This window comes from bacterium (genome assembly GCA_021372515.1).
GTDB lineage: Bacteria > Gemmatimonadota > Glassbacteria > GWA2-58-10 > GWA2-58-10 > JAJFUG01.
In genome coordinates this window covers 1-17610 of the sequence record JAJFUG010000169.1, presented here as the reverse complement: position 1 = coordinate 17610, position 17610 = coordinate 1, and the positions used below count along the sequence as shown (strand labels likewise).

The following is a 17610-nucleotide window of genomic DNA, read 5'->3' as shown; positions in this document are numbered from 1 at the left end:
GCGTTCCTGGCCGGCTGGCTGATCCTGATCATCCTGTCCGGCGGCGGCTACTACTACTACCGCCGCAACGCGATGCGGCAGTTCCTCGACCGTTTCCGCCGCCGCCCGTTCGAGCTGATCCAGCCCAACCCGTTCATCGTGGGCAACCCGATCCGCTCGAAAGAGATGTTTTTCGGCCGGGAGGACGATTTCCGTTTCGTCAAGAACAAGGTCGACATCGAGCGCTACGGCTCGCTGATCGTGCTGTTCGGCGAGAGACGCGCCGGTAAGACCAGCGTGATGTACCAGATACTGGGCGGACGGCTGGGGCCGCACTACCTGCCAGTGTTCGTCGACATGCAGGCCATGGCGGTAAACGACGACTGGGAGTTCCTGGGGCGCATCGCCGAACTCACGGCCAAGGCCGCCGCGCGCTACAAGCGTCAGTTCGACCTGAACGGTTTCGAGGACCGCTCGCGCAACCCGTTCGCCACCTTCGAGCGCTTCATCGACAGCCTGATCGAAACCATCGGCCAGGACAAGCTGCTGTTCCTGGTGGATGAGTACGAGTTGATCGAGAACAAGGTGGTCGAGGGTAAGATCAGCAAGGACATCTTCCTGTTCCTCAGTGGACTGGTCGAGCATAAGCCCGGGCTGTTCCTGGTGTTCGCCGGCACGCACCTTCTGCAGGAGCGCGAGCCGGTGTACTGGCAGACCCTGCTCCAGCGCTGCGACTACCGCAACATCAGCTTCCTCACCCCCAACGATGCCCGGCGCCTGGTCCAGGAGCCGGTGGCCGGACAGGTGTTCTACCTGGGCTCCTCCGTGGCGCGCATCCTGCGCCTGACCGCCGGGCAGCCATTCTACACCCAGCTTGTCTGCCGCAACGTGGTGGAGTTCCTGAACGCCGAGCAGAGGAACTATTTCTACGAGGACGACGTGGCGAGCATAGTGCGTGAGATAGTGGATAACCCGCCGCCGCAGATGATATATTTCTGGGCCGGCCTGGGCCTGGAGGAGCGTCTGGTCCTGGCCGCCCTGGCCGAGCACTGCCGCAACTCCGAGCACTACGCCGGGCTGAACGACCTGAGCGTGCTGCTGCGCAAACCGTCCGCCCCCGCCCCGGAGGCCGTGCGGCTCGTCCTGGACAACCTGTGCGCCCGCGAGATCCTGGAGCCGAACCTCAACCGTCGTTTCCGGTTCAGGATGGACCTGTTCCGTCACTGGATACGCGAGGAGCACAACCTGAACAAGCTGCTGCGCGAGATCGAGCACGGCGCGGCCGTGACCAACCAGAACCATTGGAGAGTGGAGCAATGAGGAAAACAATTCCGGCCGCGCTGCTGCTTGTCATTATCTGCGCGGGCTGGCTCCAGGCTGGCTCGCCGCGCAAGCTCGCGGTGCTGGTGTTCGCCGACAGCTACCGCTACGGGCAGGCCGGGTTCGATCTGGCCGCGATGCTCTCCGACAGCACGCGGTCCCCGTTCCGGGCCGATTTCACCAACACCGCCAACAGCCTTACCCCGGAGTGCCTGGCCCGCTACGATGTCCTGGTGCTGTTCAACCACAACGACATCGACGCAGTCCTGGAGAACAACATCACGCGCTACGTCCAGGGTGGGGGCGGTCTGGTGGCCCTGCACCACGTGGTCAACCACGGCAACAACAACCCCGAGTTGACTCGTCTGGTGGGCGGCTATTACCTGCTCACCGACAGCTCGGTCCAGCACCGCGATTTCAAGATCGTGCGCCTTCCCGGCGTGGAGCACCCGGTGTTCGAGGGCGTGCCGGAGAGCTTCGGGATAAGCGACGACCAGCATTTCCGGATGCGCTTCTATCCCGGACAGAGCGTCGAGCGGCTCCTGGGCTGCGACATCCCGGGTGACGGGCACTGGGAGGACTGCGGCTGGACCCGGTCCGAGGGCGCGGGACGGGTGATCTACCTCAGCCCGGGCGACCCGGTGGAAAAGAGCCCCTTCACGAAAAACGAACCCCTGGCCCGGCTGATCGTAAACGCCGTGAACTGGGCGGGACGAAACCTGTAGCGCAAAGCGGAAGAGCGGCACGATGATCTGCCCGAACTGCAAGACCGAGAACCCCAACAGCAACTGGTACTGCCTGGCCTGCGGCGAGAACCTGCGCCCCACGAGCCACATCGCGGTGACTGCCTCCGGCACTTCCGCCACCCACACCGGCCCCGACGGCACCCGCGTTCCGCGCGGCCGCAGGCCCAAGGCCACCGCGGAGAAAGCCGGCAGCACGGGCGGCGGCAAGCTGTTCGCCGGGCGCTACGCCGACCTGGAGCGGATCGGCGACGGGGCCATGGCCACGGTGTACAAGGCCCGCGACAGCGTGCTCGACCAGACAGTCGCCCTCAAGGTGCTCCACCCGAGCCTGGCCTCCAACCCGGACTACCTGACCCGTTTCCACCGCGAGATCGCCCTGGCCCGGACCATCACCCACCCCAATGTCTACCGCATTTTCGACTTGGGGCAGGCGGACCAGACCCAGTTCATCAGCATGGAGTACATCGAAGGCCGCGAGCTGAAAAAGGAGATTCAGGCCGGGACAATCGACCTGGAGACCGGGCTGTCCATCGTGCGCCAAATCGCCGCGGCCCTGGCCGAGGCCCATACCCTGGGAGTGGTGCACCGCGACCTCAAGCCTCAGAACATCATGCTCGAAAAGCGTACCGGACGCTGCGTGGTCATGGATTTCGGCATCGCCACGGGCGAAAACCTGAGCGCCCTGACCGTGTCTGGCACGTTCCTGGGCACCCCGGAGTACATCTCGCCCGAACAGGCCCAGGGCCTCAAGCTCGACCTGCGCACTGATATCTACTCGCTGGGCGTGATCATGTACGAAATTTTCACCGGGCGGCTGCCGTTCGGTCCGGGCAAGCCCCTGAGCGTGGCCCTGGCTCACGTCAAGGAAACCCCCGAGCCGCCGCGCCGCGTGGCCCCGCAGATCGGCGCCGCCCTGGAGGGAGTGATCCTCAAGGCCATGCACCGCGAGCCCTCCGGGCGCTACCAGAGCGCCGCGGAACTGAGCGCGGCCCTCGACCGCCTGCTCCAGGACCGGGCCGGGCCCGAGGAGAGCAAGCCGACGGCACAGGCGCCCACGTCGCCGCAGCCGGCGGGCGGCTCCCTGCAGAATCCCTACCTGAGCCGCAAGATGCTGCGCGACAGCCGCAGCTTTTTCGGGCGGCGGCGGGAGATTTCGACCATCTACGGCCGCATCGGGGCCTCACGCCCGCAGTCGGTCTCGATCGTGGGTGAGCGGCGGATCGGCAAGAGCAGCCTGTTGCACTACATCAACGACCCGGAAAACCGCCGCGCCTGGCTGCGCGACCATGAGCACTACACGTTCATTTTTATGGACTTCCAGGAAAAACGCAGCGTGCCGCTATCGGGGTTCTTCGCCTCGCTGTTCGAGAACCTGTCCCTGGAGACCGGGATCAGCCTGGATGAGCTGCCCCAGCCGGATTACAACGGGTTCAAGAAAGTCTGCGAGGAGTTCGACCGCCGCAACCGCAAGCTGGTCCTGCTGTTCGACGAGTTCGAGTCGATCACCAAGAACAAGAATTTCGACCCGGAGTTTTTCTCGTTCCTGCGCTCGGCGGCCAACAACTACAACGTGGCCTACATCACCAGCTCGGTGAAAAACCTGCAGGAACTCTGTTACAACCGCGAGATCAGCGACTCGCCGTTCTTCAACATCTTTTCCAACCTGAACCTGTCGGCGTTCAGCGAGGAGGAGGCCCTGGAGTTCGTCTCCCAGCCCAGCCGCGCCGCCGGCCACCCGCTGGAGGAGCATTTCGAGACCGTGGTCGACCTGGCGGGCTATTTCCCTTTTTTCATGTCCATCGCCTGCTCGGTGCTGTTCGAGTTCGATTTCAGCCGGGCCATGCCCTCCAAGACCGTGTTCGAGAACGTGGAGGACCGTTTCCTGGAGGAGGCGGGCATGCATTTCCAGTTTATCCTGCGCTCCCTGGGCCCGGATGAGATCGAGACCTGCCGCAAGATCATGTCCGGCGAGAGCCTGGGCGATCTGGACCGCTACAGCGCCCGCAACCTGCTCAAGCGCGGCTACCTGCTCGAAAGCGGCGACCCGCCCGAGTTGCGCCTGTTCTCGCGCGTGCTGGAGCGGATGATCCGGGAATCGCTGCTGCGCAGGAACCAGGGCTGATCCGCTCCGGCCAGCCGCGGGAACAGTCAGGCCCCTCTCCGGTATAATCCTTGACCCGGGGCTGGATTTTTTTGTTGTCCGCCCGGTGCACTCCGTATTATTATTTTAAGGATATTCAGCATTTTGCGCCCTTCAGTCAGAGGAACGGGCCGATGGCCGATCTGTGGCAAAACATCAATTTCAGTTTCACCTCCCTGATCGACATCCTGCTGGTCGCGGTCTTCGTCTACTACATCCTCTACCCGCTCAAGGGCACCCGCAGCGCTCGGATCGCCTCGGGCATCGTGTTCCTGATCCTGCTGTATTTCGTCTCCGACCGCTTCCAGCTCCAGACCATGACCTGGCTGCTGCAGAATTTCTTCGGCTACATCATGATCGCGGTGATCGTCATTTTCCAGGCCGACATCCGCAAGGCGCTGGCCACTTTCGGCCGCAACCCGTTCCTGGATTTCCTGCGCATCCACGAAAAACCGGCCGGCTACCTGGGTGAGCTCCAGAAAGGCGTGGCCTTGCTGGCCCGGAGCAACACCGGCGCGCTGATCGTGATCGAGCGCGACATCGAGCTGCGCAACCTGATCGAGACGGGCGTTCGGCTCAACGCCGACATCCGCAGTGAGCTGCTCGTGTGTGTGTTCAACACCCGCAGCCCGATCCACGACGGGGCGGTGATAATCTCGGCCGGACGGGTCACGGCGGCGGCGGTGATACTGCCGCTCAGCACGCGCGCCGACCTGAACAAGGAATACGGCACCCGTCACCGCGCCGCCCTCGGCCTGAGCGAGGAGAGCGACGCCGTGGTGGTCGTGGTGAGCGAGGAGCGCGGCTCGGTCTCGCTGGCAGTGGATGGGACCATAGTCACGCTGGATACGCCGCTCGAGCTGGAGCGCCGCCTGAACGCCTGCCTTCAGGCCTGAGGACCGATGGGGGGATAGACGTTGCGATTCAACATCTTTAAGGACTTCAAGCTGAAACTGATCTCGCTGGGCATCGCCACTTTCCTCTGGGCCATGGTCACGGGCAAGGAGTACCGTTTCGGCGATTTCAACATCCCGGTGGAAATCAGCGGCCTAAGCGAGGACATGATCATCACGCGGGTCAACGCGCTGGACGGGACCGAGGCCAAGAACGTGACCGTGCGCGTGCGGGCCACCGAGACCATGATCCGCACGATCGACGAGAAATCGATGTACCTGCGGGTGGAGGCCCCCCACATGACCGTGGGCACGCACCCGGTGCAGTTGAGCGAGGACATGGTCACCGGCAAGCCCGCCGGGGCGCAGATCACCGACATCACCCCGCGCGTGCTCGAACTGAACGTGGAGCAGAATGTCACCCGCGCTTTAGTGGTGGTCAACCCGGAGATACTGGGCAAGCCGGCCGAGGGCTATGAGGTGTTCCAGGTGGCCTGCACCCCGCCCGCGGTGACAATCCGAGGGCCCAAGTCCGCGGTGGAGAAGACCGACAAGATCAGCACCCCGCCGGTGCTGATCGACGACAGCGTGACCGGCCGCAACACGATCCGGCGCGAGTTCAACCTGGTCCCGCCGGACCCCCTGATCACCGTGATCCCGGAGCGGGTCACGCTCAGGATCGAGATACGCGAGAAAGTGATCAGCCGCTCGTTCCCGGATATGATGATTCAGGCACGCGGGGGGGAATACGAGACACGTCTGAACCCGCATGCACTGACTGTCTGGGTCCAGGGCCCCCTGTCGCAGATGCAGACCCTGGGGCGCGGCAACCTGAGCGCCTTTGTCCAGCTCAACGGCACGGAGCAGCGGGGCAGGAACCTGCGCCTGGCACCTCTGCTGGACATCACGCCGCGGGACTCGTTCCCGGATGTGACCCTGGAGCGGTTCTCCCAGAGCTATATCGACACCTACATCACCACCCGGAAGCTAAAACACTGATCCCGCTCACAGGCTCGAAACCAGGATTGACCCTATGTCCTCCGGCTGGCTGAAAGTACGAGCCCTCGCCCCGGTGCTGATTTACACGGCGCTGCTGCTGGTCACGGCCCGCTACCTGCCGGTCTGGACCAAGAAAGCCGCCGCCGCGCTGACCTGGGTGGTCTACGCCCGGGTGGTGACATACGTGGCCGGGGGCGCGGCCCTGGCCGGGGCGGTTACGTTGGCCGTGTTCTGGGCCCGGATGAGTCGCGAGCGACTGCTGTTTGGCGCGGCCCTCGCAATCTGGAGCGCCCTGGCCGCCTGGTTCATCCTGCGCCTGGCTGGCAGCGTGAACGAATATTTTCATTTCCCGGAGTATGCCGCGCTGTCTCTGCTCTGGTATCGCGCCTATGCAATCCTGTATGAACCGGGAGCGGCAACAGGGGCATCCAGTCGAAAGAATATTCTACGGGCCGTGGCCCTGTCCGCTCTGACCGGTATCCTGGAGGAGACGAGCCAGCTTTTCATCCCGTTGCGGCGCTTTGATTTCCAGGATATCGCGCTCAACCTGATGGGTGCGGCGCTCGGATTCCTGTTCCTCTGGGCCTGGAGTGCGCACCGCCCGGAACCTCGCCAGACCGAAACCTCACAGGCGGCGCCGTGAGCCTTGCCGCCTTCAGCAGCACTAACCGATCACATGAGGATGGTCCATGTCCAGCCTGCCTGCAGTCTCCCCCACGGCCCGGAAGACGGGCGCCGCATTTCTGCCGCTGGTGGCGGCCTTTCTGCTGATCCTGAACTCCACGGGAGCCCTGTTCGGTATGCAGCTCAATTTCAAGTCCCTCGACCTCCCGACATTCCGCACCGGCGAGAGCGGCCCGCTCTACGGACGGGTGGTGATCGACCTGCCCGCCGAGGCGGCCCCGGTCATGGCCAAAGCCGAGCTGGTGCTGGAGAATGCCTCCGCCGGGCCCGGCGAAAGCCGCCTGATCTATCCGGGCGTTAGTGGCTCGCTCGATTTCCCGATCAAGCTGGACAAGGCCTATGACTCGGACAACAGCCTGAACGGCATGCTCAAGGTGACAGTGGGCGACGATATTGTCCTCACCCGGCCGGTGTACGTGCTGGTGCGCGAGTACGGGACCTATTTCCGCACCTACCGCAGCAGTCTGGACGGTACGGTCTACCCCTATGCCCTGTACCTGCCCAAGGGCATGGCCGAGTCCGGGGCCAAATGGCCGCTGGTGGTCAGCCTGCACGGCGCCTGGTCCAACTACGGCAACAACCTGCGCCGCCTGTTCGGGATCGGCAACCGTCCCGGCGAGCCGGATGAGCAGGTTTTCTTCTCCATGCCGCTCTGGCCCGAGCTGCCGGACGCCCCCGGCATCGTGGTCTGCCCCTGGGGCCACGGCACAATGACCTATCACGGCCCCGGCGCACTGGATGTGTCGGAGGTGATCGGGATAGTGCAGAAAGAGTACCCGGTCGATCCGGAGCGCACCAGCCTGACCGGCCTGTCCATGGGCGGCAACGGCACCTGGGAGTTCGCCCTCCGTCACCCCGGCCTCTGGTCCAGCGTCTACCCGGTCTGCGCGGTGGCCGATTTTATCACCCGCTGGCATGAAAGAGACAAGGCGTTCATCCCCGAGGAGGCCCTCAAGAACCCGTGCATCGCCCAGGCCATCGAGCGTGACCTGCTCTCCAACTGGGTGCTGAACGCGCGCGGCCTCAAGGTCCACGTGTTCCACGGCAACGATGACCCCACCGTTCCGATCGCCCACAGCGAGCACATGGTCGCCGCCCTGGCCAAGGTGGGGGTGGAGGCCCCGCTCACCCGCTACGACAACGTGGGCCACAACGCCTGGGACCCGACCTACAAGGACGGGAAAGTCCTGCACGAGCTGCTGGCCTCGAAGCGCGAGCGTCCGTTCCGCAGCATCGATTTCACCACCTGCCGCTATGCCGATTCTAAGAACGGCTGGCTGACCGTGGCCGAGTTCGCAGTCTACGGGCCGTTCGCCGTGGTCAAGGCGGCCTGGGACCCGGCCAAAGCCACTGTCACACTGAACGAGCTGACCAACGTGGCCGCCCTGGAGCTGGACACCCGCGAGCTGCTGGGCGCGCCCGGGCCGGTCAGCGCGGCGTTCAAGGGCCAGAGCCTGCGCCTGACCCCGGATGAGAAGGGCATGGTGAAGCTTTCGGTCAAGGGGAACAAGATCGCCGCTGCGGCGAAAGCCGCCGCCGGGCCGGTCAAGCGCAAAGATTTGGAGGGGCCGCTCTATGACACGTTCTGCAACCGGGTGATCCTGGTTTACGGCACAGGCGACGGCGGCACGCTGAAAGAGGCGATCAACATGACCTACTGGGGCCAGCTCGCCGACCTTCATTTCATGCTCAAGCCCGACACCGCGGTCACGGACGAGGATATCCGCGACAGCCACCTGGTGCTGTTCGGGGATGAAAAGAGCAACAGCCTGATCGCCCGGATCAACGACAAGTTCCCGGTGCATTTCGAGGGCGATAAAGTGGTTGCGGGTAAAAAGAGTTACCCGCGCGCCGAGGTGGCGTTCAAGTGCGTCGCGCCCAACCCGCTGAACCCCGAGCGCCTGGTGCTGCTCAACTTCAACGATGAATGGAAGTACGGCAGCGGCTGGATGGGGTTTGTGGAGTTCAAGCTCATTCCCGATTACTTTGTCTACAAGCGCGGCTCCGACCGCCCCTGGGGCACCCCGACCCTGCTGGTGGGCAATTTCGACAAGAACTGGAAATGGTGAAACCGGAAGCCGATATCTGAGAGACCCGGCCGGGGCGCGACGCAGGTTGCGCCCCGGTTGCACAAGGAGACTGAAACGAGATGAGTGAGCTGAGCGACCTTCTGACCACCCTGGCCGGCGAGCGTCCGGAACGGCGCCCGTTCTGCCCGATGGGCCACTGGAACGCGCGCGCCTGCCGCAAGCTGCTGCCGGCGGACTGTTTCGACGGGAACCTCTACGCCATGCCGGAGGACAGTTTCAGCCCCCTGCCGCGCAGCGATGCGAGCCGTGACGTAGCGGTCAACTACGGACGGTTCATGCAGCTAAGCAGCCTGGGCACTGGCAAGGGCGGCTGCCTGCCGTTCGGGCACGGGGGGCCGGGCGAGATCGTGGGCCACGTGGAGCGCCGCATCGATGACGACACGTTCCTGCTGCGCTACGAGGGCGGCAGCACGCGCCTTCTGCGCTTCAACCCCTATGCCGTGCACTACGGCCACAGCATGCCGCTGGAGGGACCGGCTGATCTGGAGCGCCTGGAGCTGCCCGACCCGGACAACCCCGCGCGCTGGCAGGACATCGCCGCGGACAGCGCCGCGTTCGAGGCGGCCGGGATCATGCCCGCGGGCAAGATCATGGGCTTTTTCAGCGGCATCCACAACAGCTTCCTCGACTTCCAGAAGCTGATGCTGGCCTTTTTCGACGAGCCGGAGTTCGTGCACGCTCTCACCCGCCGTCTGGCCGAATGGTCCCTGCGCTGCGTGGAGCAGATGCTCACGCGCGGGGTGCGCCTGATCGAGGTCTGCGATGACCTGGGCACCCCGGAGGGCCTTCTTATCTCGCCCGAGACATTCCGGGAGTATTTCCTGCCCTGGTACCGCCACCTGTTCGATCTGTGCCACGCCCACGGCGCTTTCGTGCACATGCACAGCCACGGGAACATCGCGGCGGTGTTGCCCATGCTGGTCGAGGCCGGAGTGGATATCCTCAACCCCTTCGACCCGCGCGAGAACCCGCACCTGGAGGAGCTGATCGAGGGCTATGGCGACCGGGTGGTGTTCTGCGGCTTCTCCCGCAGCGACTACTACCTGTTGCCGGATGACGAGGTGGAGGCGATGTTCGCCCGGATGGCGGCGCTGGGGAAAAAGTGCAAAAGGGGTTATGTGATAATGGAGCACGGGTTCCCGGAGGAGCTGAGCCCGCAGAAATTCCGTTTCATCCTCGACCTGATCGAAAAATACCGCCGTATCGGCTGAAAGTGAACCGCCCCCGAAGCTGAGCATTACGGAGGGCGGAAACCATAGCTTACGAACGTGCCGTTTAGCAGCAATTCTGTAATGTAGGGGAGGGTTTAAAACCCTCCCCTACGTAGAATTCATTAGGTTGTCCCCGCTAAACATCAATGTATTCATTCCGTTCAATCCAGCCGGAACTCCCAGTGGTTCTGCTCGTCGTGGCGGGCCTGCACCTCGCGGACAACCACCCGGCCATCCGCCAGGTGCAGTTTCAGCCTGTAATTCCCGAAAAATCCCCGGAACGCCAGCCGTCCCCGGCTGTCGGTTTTAGCCGTGAGCGCGGTGTGCCACTCCTCGTGGATAAGCTTGCGTAACCTTTCATAGACCGGTTTGGGATTGTATTCGCTGTCCACCAGGCCCCCGCCGGGCTGCCAGATATCGCGGTCCGACAGCCCCCACCAGTTGATCGAGACCACGGCCGGGTGTCCGAAAGCCAGACGGTAGAACTGCTCGGCGAAATCGGCCTGGGCCGCCTCATCCCAGGTGCCGCTGCGCCAGCCGCCGGTAATCGGCTTGCCGCCGGACTGCGGGATGAACTCGGTCACGTGCAGGGGCAGGCCCAGTTCGGCCAGACGGTCGAACGTAGCTCGCACCCGCTGCGGTGGGTACCACTCCTCGCGTGGCTCGTGCGACTGGATGCCCAATCCGCGGATCGGCGTACCGCGCGCCTGAAGCATTTTCACCAGGTCGAAAAACCTTTGCCGGGTGCTGTCCTGGGTGATGGTGTAGTACTCGTTCAGGATCAGGTGCGCCTCCGGGTTGGCCGCCGCAGCCCAGCGGTAGGCCTTGTCCACGTAATCCACCACGCTGTCCAGGGGCTCCGGGAACCATTCGCGGCGGTCCGGGTTGCCCCAGACCCGCACGTTCACCGGCTCGTTGACCACGTCCCAGATCTTTATCCGGTCCCGGAACCCACCCACGATATTCTGCACCCGGGCCTGGAGGAACTGCTCGATCATCTGCGGCGGATACTGCGCCAGCCAGTCGGGACGCCCGTAGTCGCAGGACCAGACCAGCGGGTGGCCCTTGGCCGTGATCCCGTTGGTGCGGCACCATTCAAGGGTCTCCTGCATCCGTTCCCAGCGCGGCATGCCCTGCTGCGGCTCGTAACCACTCCAGTAGAACGGGAACACGGCGAAATTGAACAGCTCGCGGAAACGCTGCTTGAACAGCTCGGGACGGTAGGGCTGGCCCTCCTCTGGCACCAGGTCGAAAATGATGCAGCCAAACAGGAACTCGTGGCCGGTCTGCTCAACCTCCACCTCAGTCCCGGACAGCGGGTTGTCATGAGAGTCCCGGAACACCATCTCGATATCGCCCTTGCGGTATTTCTCCACATTGGCCGCGGCCTGGTCCAGCAGGGCTTTGTCTCCGGCCGAAAGCGGGGCCGCTTTTCCCTCCGCTGCCGCAACCGGGGCGGCCAGAGCCAGGACAAACACGGAAACAGTCAACAATCTCAGCAGGTTCATAGCCGCCTCCGGGGTTTTAGGTTGTGTGGCGCCGCTTAATCCTACCAGAGCCGGGTTCGCTTTTCAATCATTTTTCCAGTGCCCGACCCAGGCAGCCGAATTAAATTGTATATCCGTTTCACTGTTCATGGCTCCGACTTTTTTAGAAACCCCTTTGAAAAAATTCTTGCATTTATTTGTACAACTTGTTATACTTTTCACAGAGCTGTGAATAGTTTCACAGTCCAAGACCGTCCGAATTCGAGCCCTTCATTCTGGGGCTTCCAATAGATTCGATCTCAAAAGCGCGGCTCCGCACAGGAGGCCCGCGCCGGTGACGGCTCCCAGCCTGTCACCGGGGGTGAATCACCCGCAGCCGGCCCTCCCCGGTGGATCACGGCCAAAGCGGGAATAGTTCAGGAGGGTCCAGTCCATGTCCGAATTTCTCAAGAAAGTCTGCTGGTGCTATCGCTATCACGCCGCCGGTAAAGTGAGCAGTATGCTCTACTGTGTCCCCTGTGTGGCGTTCCTTTCGGCCATTGTCCTGGCGCAAGTCTACCTGTTCGTGGCGATCGTGCTGAAATAGCCGGGCACCATCAAAGCCCTGTCCAAACTCGACGCCGGAGTGTAAGAAACACGCTCCGGCGTTGCTGTATCCTCTTGATTTTTAACGGCGCTGCATTAGCTTTATTCTCCGTGTAACCATCGATACGATAAACCAACCATCACTTCGGCGGCTCGGCGAGGCACAGATGCGACGCGGAGATTTTTTCAGGCTGGCGGCGGCGAGCCTCACTGCGGCGGCGCAGCCCCTTCTGGGACAGGAAAGCAGCATGCGGAAACGCCACCTGGTGAGCCTGAGCTTCGATGACGGGTTCAAGAAATCCTTTGTCCGCACGGCCGAAATCTACGAGAAATTCGGGCTGAGCGCCTGTTTCAATGTCACCGCCGCCGGGCACCGTCCCGAGGTGGGGCTCAAGGACGACAACATCCGCCAGGAGCAGATCGGCGATTTCAAGCTCTGGAACGAGCTGGCCGCCCGCGGGCACGAGATAATGCCCCACGGCTACCGTCACGCCCACCTTGACCGTCTGCCGTTCGAGGAGGCCACCGGCCTGATCAGCGACTGCCTGGCCGTGTTCGAGAACGAGCTCAAGGGCTTCCGGGCCGAGCGCGCGGTGTTCAATTTCCCGTACAACGACACCACGCCCGAGATTTCAGCCTGGCTTTCCAGCCGGGTGCTGGCCTGGCGCTGCCACGGTGAGGAGATCAACCCGCTGCCGCACAAGGGGATGCAGGCAATCGGCACGGGCGGGTTCGGGCCGGGCAACGCCGAGGCGGATCTGGACTCGCAGATTGAGGAACTGCTCTCACGGCAGAGCGGCTGGCTGGTCTACAACCTTCACGGGCTGGATGAGGAAGGCTGGGGGCCGGTCCGGGCGAGCTACCTGGAGAAGCTGCTGGCCCGTCTGACCAGGATCGACAGCGTGCAGGTGATCCCCACGGCCCGGGCGCTCTGGGAGGCTGGGGCGTGAGGGAGTTCATAATAGTTTATTCTAACGAATCACAAGGCGGGCTTTTTAAGTCGGGGTATACGGGTATTTTCCCCTCTTGAGAGGGGTGGCGGCGTCAGCCGACGGGGTGTGTAACACCCGGGCCTCAACCGAAGCCGGTCTTTTTCTCCAACACCAGTAGCACTCCCTCCAGATTGTTTCTCACCTCTGCATCCAGAAACCGCGCCACTGAAAACCCGAGCGCTTCGAGACGGCCCTGCCGTTGCCTGTCCTGGTCCAGCTTGGTGTCGTGGCTGATCCCGTCTATCTCGACAATCAATTTCAGTTCCGGGCAGAAAAAATCCACGATGAATTCATCGATTGGTTTCTGGCGATGAAAATCGAGGTTGTGGAATTGCTTGCGCCTTAAGCGCTGCCAGAGCATGATTTCAGCGTGTGTGGCGTTTTTCCGCAGCTCCCGGGCCAGTGCTTTAAGCTTGGGATTATACTTGATTATCATGCATGCATTCCCGCGGCATTACACACCCCGCCCCGATTTCATCGGGGCACCCCTCTCAAGAGGGGAGGTTTCCGCCTCCACCTTGGCAGTTGCAAATCGGACTAATTACCACCCAAAAGCCTATCTATCCATCTCCCCTACTGCCTGAGCTGCCCCTTGCCCACCACCACCCACTTGTAGGTGGTCAGCTCCTCCAGGCCCATGGGGCCGCGGGCGTGGAGCTTATCCGTGCTGATCCCTATCTCCGCCCCCAGCCCATACTGCGCCCCGTCCGAAAAGCGGGTCGAGGCATTCACCATCACCGAGGAGGAGTCCACCCGCTGGATGAACTGACGGGCGGTTTTCACGTTCTGGGTCACGATGGCGTCCGTGTGACGGGAGCCGTAGCGCTCGATGTGCTCCAGGGCCTGCTCCAGGCCGTCCACCACCCGCACCGAGAGCACCAGGTCCAGGTATTCGGTCTTCCAGTCCTCCTCAGTGGCCGGCTCCACCCGGCTGTCGAAAGTGCGGGTGCGCTCGCAGCCCACGATCCGCACCCCGGCCTCGCGCAGGCGCGGCAGCACCAGAGACAGGAATTTTTCAGCCACGGCGGAGTCCACGAGCAGGGTCTCCATGGCGTTGCAGACCCCGGGGCGCTGGACCTTGGCGTTCAGCACGATATCCACGGCCATGTCGAGGTTGGCCGCACGGTCCACGAACACGTGGCAGATGCCGTTGTAATGCTTGATCACCGGGATCGTGCTCTCGGCCGCCACGCGCCGGATCAGCTCCTCGCCGCCGCGCGGGATGATCAGGTCCACCAGGTCGTCCATCTTGAGCAGCGCGCCCACCGCGGCCCGGTCGGTGGTGGGCAGCACCTGTATCGACGCCCGGGGCAGGCCGGCGGCTTCCAGCGCCGCCCCTATCGAGGCGGCCAGGGCCAGGTTGCTGTGGATCGACTCGCTGCCGCCGCGCAGGATCACGGCGTTGCCGGTCTTGAGGGTCAGGATGCTGGCATCCACGGTCACATTGGGCCGCGACTCGTAGATGATCCCGATCACGCCGATGGGCACGCTCAACTTGTATATCTTGAGGCCATTGGGCCGCACACGGCTGTCGAACACCTTGCCCACCGGGTCCTTGAGCGCGATCACCTCGCGCACGCCCTGGATCATGGCGGCCATGCGCTTGTCGTTGAGAGTGAGGCGGTCGAGCATGGCGGCGCTGAGGCCGGCTTTCTCCCCGGCGGCCAGGTCCTCACGGTTGGCGGCCTGGATCGCGGCCTTGTCTTTCTCCAGGGCCACGGCGATGGCCTCCAGGGCGCGGTTTTTGTCCCCGGTCGTGGCCAGGCCCAGTTCGAGCGCGGCCGCGCGGGCTTTCTCGCAGATATCCCTTACAAGATGGTTAATATCCATCTATCGGTCTCCGTAATGATTGAAGTGCATAAATCGGATTACGCTACCAACCCACACTCTTTTGCCATGTTCTCGTTAAATACAGAGACTCTCATTTTACCCAAGTTCCATATCGGCGGCATCGAGTCAACCAAGGAATGCAATTTGATGTCAAGAGCGTCTTTAAGCGGCGACAGCCACTCGTCCTGATGGTTCTTGATGACAAGAACGAGTTCAAAGCGAGTCGCCGCAAGATTTAGATTTTTGAACTCGTCGGGCAATTCGCGCGCAGCTTTGTCATTGCGACCCAGACAAGCCGATAAACCGAGAAAGAAGCCATTGGTTAACTGCTCTTGTATTTTAGTGAGAAAACCATCGAAGCCGACTTGATTCTCTGGGTTTGGTGCACTCTTTTTTGCTTCGACCACCAACATTTCAGATGCTTCAACTAATGTTTCTTCATGATTAGCTCCCGAGCTCTGACGCAGTATCAGAAAATCGGTCATTTTGACACCGTCGTTCTTTTCTTTTATAGAAACATATGCTTCGCTTTTATCAAGATGGAAAAATATTCCGGCAGAGCGGATGAATGACATTTCTGATTCGAACGCCTCTTGATCTGTCATTTTGCCCCCGACCAAACTTCTTCTTTGTAAAGTTTTATCGATTCTTTGATAATTGGATTGGCTGGCATACCCTTATTAAGATCACCACAAGTCCATCCCTCGTCAGAAGAGTGAGAAAGAACAGGGATAGACATTTTCTTCTCTTTTGCAACCAATAACAGTTTTTTTATCACAAAGTATGAATGACTGGCAAGAAATAATTGTATCCCCCCCTCAGCCAGAAGAGACAATATTTCAAGAAATTTTGATATAGCCTCTGGATGTAATGCCGCTTCCGGCTCATCTATAAAAACAATAGACTCCCTTCTCAAATACCTATTTCCAAGCAAAATATCAAAGATAGAAATCTTTTTAACTCCTTCAGCCGTAACCCCAATTTCGAATTTCTGATTTTTTTTATTGTAAAAATACCAGCGCTTACTATCTTTATCATACCATATCCTACCACCTATAAGATCTTTTAAATCATCGCGAGCTTGTGCAAATTCACCAAAATTCCTTCCTCTCATTGGCATTATATCTAAAGCCTTGGCAAGATCTATATAAGTACTATCAAAACCATATTCCCTATAATCTTCTTTAATTCGCGCTACTATATGTTGAAACGACAACACTTCTTTTGCTGGTAAAAAAACAGAGTTTGTACTTCTTGCCGGAATATTATTATCAAGTATCTGTATTTGCTTTAATGTCTCCCTCCCAAAAGTGTATGAAAATTTTTTCTTCCCAAATAAGAGACTAAAAACCAACTCAGTGTATCCCTTAGTAACAAGGTCACCAACCCTACTCGTCTGAAAAGTCCAAAACAAATTATCATATAATATTCTACGTTCGTCACGAGGTTCGACCCCTCTCTTATTTAACTCAATCGTACGCATGGCTGTATAAAGAGCTTTCAGGAGAAAAGTCTTACCTGCACCATTTCCCCCGATCACAAGATTTATCGGTCCCAAATCATTCCAGTCGATATCGACCAATGGCCCAAAGTTTTTTAGCGTCACTCGATTTATCATCTTATACCTCTCCGGATGACAGTCCAGAAATTGCATCGGAGGAAAATTTAATAGGCTGCTATGTTTCCGGCTATCAAAACATAATCCCGCTTCCGCCCAGACGCAAGTGGGCACAGGCGTTACCCTGTCCCGCGTTCAGTTGCCGAACAGGCCGCTCTGCGGCTGGACCGTACGGCTCAGCTCCCGCTCCAGGACCACCTGGCCGTTCTCCTCCAGCCTGATTCTGCCCGACGGTGCGCCGCTCTCGGCGAACAGCACCTGCCAGCGGCGATTCCCGCTGACAAAGCGCACCCCGGAGTATCCCGGCTCCTGCAGCAGCTCCGAGGAAACCATTGTCTGCAAAGAATCCCGGTCCCCCACCTGGATCAGGTGCAGGAACAGGTCGCTCTCGCGCGGGGCGCCGGGGGCCACCTCCACCCGCCACTGGCCGAGCAGGGCCGTGGTGTCGGGGGCGCGCCAGGCCACTGGCAAGGGCCAGTTGCGTCCATCCGACCAGAACTGGCGTCCCGGCCCGCCGATCTTGCCCAGAGTGGCATCCTTGGGAAGCAACGTCCGGCAGAACAGGCGCCCGCTCTCGTGGTCCGCGTGGAACGTGTCGCCCTGGAGCACCGGCTCAGTGGCGGTATGCAGGAGCCATGTCTTGGGATAAGAGGGATCGCGCGATTCCACCCGGTCGAACACCACGAAAAAGTCCGGGGGCAGGAACACAAACTGCCGAAGGGCCAGTCCACACTTGCGCGCATCATAGGCCCCGGTGGCATCCCCGGCCACGTAGCTGAACCGCTCGCCGGTCTCGAACGCCACCACCGCCGAGCCGGTCTCGGCCTTGCACTGGCCGCCGTCGTTGGGGTAAGGTAGGACTGTCTCATCCGGGGCCGGGGAGCCCCAGTAGCGCGGCATCTCCTCACCCGGCATGCGGATCAGGACACAGTTGTGCGCCACGCTGCGGCAGTAATAGTGCGTAAGGTGCTGGCCCGGCTCCGGGCGCGTGCCTGTGTCCAGGGCCAGGAACCCCTTGTGGTAGATGTTGAAATTG

Annotated in this window: 16 protein-coding genes; 10 read left to right on the top strand and 6 right to left on the bottom strand. The window is 61.2% G+C overall.

Annotated elements, in window-relative coordinates; genetic code table 11:
* The 8 genes from LLH00_15500 to LLH00_15465 all read left to right on the top strand — a co-directional run.
* Nucleotides 1-1299, top strand: a 1299-nt coding sequence (locus LLH00_15500; protein MCE5272685.1) for an ATP-binding protein, incomplete at its 5' end; no start/stop codon positions are given.
* The gene (locus LLH00_15495; GenBank protein MCE5272684.1) at nucleotides 1296-2024 is read left to right on the top strand and encodes a ThuA domain-containing protein; all 729 of its coding nucleotides are present in this window, start codon (nucleotides 1296-1298) and stop codon (nucleotides 2022-2024) included. The genes LLH00_15500 and LLH00_15495, both read left to right, overlap by 4 nt.
* A gap of 22 nt (nucleotides 2025-2046) precedes the next feature.
* Nucleotides 2047-4167: a protein kinase gene (locus LLH00_15490; protein ID MCE5272683.1), complete on the top strand. Its 2121-nt coding sequence runs from the start codon at nucleotides 2047-2049 to the stop codon at nucleotides 4165-4167.
* A gap of 152 nt (nucleotides 4168-4319) precedes the next feature.
* Nucleotides 4320-5081: a diadenylate cyclase CdaA gene (gene cdaA, locus LLH00_15485; GenBank protein MCE5272682.1), complete on the top strand. Its 762-nt coding sequence runs from the start codon at nucleotides 4320-4322 to the stop codon at nucleotides 5079-5081.
* Nucleotides 5082-5102: 21 nt separating this feature from the next.
* Nucleotides 5103-6077, top strand: a complete 975-nt coding sequence (locus tag LLH00_15480) for a hypothetical protein (protein MCE5272681.1) — start codon at nucleotides 5103-5105, stop codon at nucleotides 6075-6077.
* Between the two features lie 34 nt (nucleotides 6078-6111).
* Complete coding sequence (locus tag LLH00_15475) at nucleotides 6112-6720, top strand: VanZ family protein (protein ID MCE5272680.1); 609 nt, start codon at nucleotides 6112-6114, stop codon at nucleotides 6718-6720.
* Between the two features lie 46 nt (nucleotides 6721-6766).
* Nucleotides 6767-8830 carry a prolyl oligopeptidase family serine peptidase gene (locus tag LLH00_15470; protein MCE5272679.1) on the top strand — a complete coding sequence of 688 codons (2064 nt, stop codon included), beginning with the start codon at nucleotides 6767-6769 and terminating at the stop codon, nucleotides 8828-8830.
* Nucleotides 8831-8910: 80 nt separating this feature from the next.
* Nucleotides 8911-10062 carry a hypothetical protein gene (locus LLH00_15465; protein ID MCE5272678.1) on the top strand — a complete coding sequence of 384 codons (1152 nt, stop codon included), beginning with the start codon at nucleotides 8911-8913 and terminating at the stop codon, nucleotides 10060-10062.
* Between the two features lie 161 nt (nucleotides 10063-10223).
* Here the strand turns inward: LLH00_15465 and LLH00_15460 are convergent, their stop codons facing one another.
* Complete coding sequence (locus LLH00_15460; GenBank protein MCE5272677.1) at nucleotides 10224-11570, bottom strand: endo-1,4-beta-xylanase; 1347 nt, start codon at nucleotides 11568-11570, stop codon at nucleotides 10224-10226.
* Nucleotides 11571-11982: 412 nt separating this feature from the next.
* Between LLH00_15460 and LLH00_15455 the strand changes: the two genes are divergently transcribed.
* Nucleotides 11983-12135: a hypothetical protein gene (locus LLH00_15455; protein ID MCE5272676.1), complete on the top strand. Its 153-nt coding sequence runs from the start codon at nucleotides 11983-11985 to the stop codon at nucleotides 12133-12135.
* A 166-nt stretch (nucleotides 12136-12301) separates the two neighbouring features.
* Entirely contained in the window at nucleotides 12302-13084 is a 783-nt protein-coding gene (locus tag LLH00_15450; protein MCE5272675.1) for a polysaccharide deacetylase family protein, read from the top strand.
* 124 nt (nucleotides 13085-13208) lie between these two features.
* Here LLH00_15450 and LLH00_15445 read toward each other — a convergent pair whose 3' ends face one another.
* The 5 genes from LLH00_15445 to LLH00_15425 all read right to left on the bottom strand — a co-directional run.
* Nucleotides 13209-13562 carry an endonuclease domain-containing protein gene (locus LLH00_15445; GenBank protein ID MCE5272674.1) on the bottom strand — a complete coding sequence of 118 codons (354 nt, stop codon included), beginning with the start codon at nucleotides 13560-13562 and terminating at the stop codon, nucleotides 13209-13211.
* Nucleotides 13563-13699: 137 nt separating this feature from the next.
* Nucleotides 13700-14956, bottom strand: coding sequence for a glutamate-5-semialdehyde dehydrogenase (locus LLH00_15440; GenBank protein MCE5272673.1), 1257 nt, complete (start codon nucleotides 14954-14956; stop codon nucleotides 13700-13702).
* Between the two features lie 38 nt (nucleotides 14957-14994).
* The gene (locus LLH00_15435) at nucleotides 14995-15561 is read right to left on the bottom strand and encodes a hypothetical protein (GenBank protein MCE5272672.1); all 567 of its coding nucleotides are present in this window, start codon (nucleotides 15559-15561) and stop codon (nucleotides 14995-14997) included.
* Nucleotides 15558-16574, bottom strand: coding sequence for an ATP-binding protein (locus LLH00_15430; protein ID MCE5272671.1), 1017 nt, complete (start codon nucleotides 16572-16574; stop codon nucleotides 15558-15560). Before LLH00_15430 ends, LLH00_15435 begins: the two co-directional genes overlap by 4 nt.
* Before the next feature lie 135 nt (nucleotides 16575-16709).
* The coding region (locus tag LLH00_15425) for a heparinase (protein ID MCE5272670.1) at nucleotides 16710-17610 on the bottom strand (901 nt) is incomplete at its 5' end.

Coding starts and splice junctions, on each gene's coding strand:
- LLH00_15450 (MCE5272675.1), top strand. CDS start 12,302: ATGCGACGCGGAGATTTTTTCAGGCTGGCGGCGGCGAGCCTCACTGCG.
- LLH00_15435 (MCE5272672.1), bottom strand. CDS start 15,561: ATGACAGATCAAGAGGCGTTCGAATCAGAAATGTCATTCATCCGCTCT.
- LLH00_15455 (MCE5272676.1), top strand. CDS start 11,983: ATGTCCGAATTTCTCAAGAAAGTCTGCTGGTGCTATCGCTATCACGCC.
- LLH00_15475 (MCE5272680.1), top strand. CDS start 6,112: ATGTCCTCCGGCTGGCTGAAAGTACGAGCCCTCGCCCCGGTGCTGATT.
- LLH00_15445 (MCE5272674.1), bottom strand. CDS start 13,562: ATGATAATCAAGTATAATCCCAAGCTTAAAGCACTGGCCCGGGAGCTG.
- LLH00_15460 (MCE5272677.1), bottom strand. CDS start 11,570: ATGAACCTGCTGAGATTGTTGACTGTTTCCGTGTTTGTCCTGGCTCTG.
- LLH00_15490 (MCE5272683.1), top strand. CDS start 2,047: ATGATCTGCCCGAACTGCAAGACCGAGAACCCCAACAGCAACTGGTAC.
- cdaA (MCE5272682.1), top strand. CDS start 4,320: ATGGCCGATCTGTGGCAAAACATCAATTTCAGTTTCACCTCCCTGATC.
- LLH00_15430 (MCE5272671.1), bottom strand. CDS start 16,574: ATGATAAATCGAGTGACGCTAAAAAACTTTGGGCCATTGGTCGATATC.
- LLH00_15495 (MCE5272684.1), top strand. CDS start 1,296: ATGAGGAAAACAATTCCGGCCGCGCTGCTGCTTGTCATTATCTGCGCG.
- LLH00_15440 (MCE5272673.1), bottom strand. CDS start 14,956: ATGGATATTAACCATCTTGTAAGGGATATCTGCGAGAAAGCCCGCGCG.
- LLH00_15465 (MCE5272678.1), top strand. CDS start 8,911: ATGAGTGAGCTGAGCGACCTTCTGACCACCCTGGCCGGCGAGCGTCCG.
- LLH00_15470 (MCE5272679.1), top strand. CDS start 6,767: ATGTCCAGCCTGCCTGCAGTCTCCCCCACGGCCCGGAAGACGGGCGCC.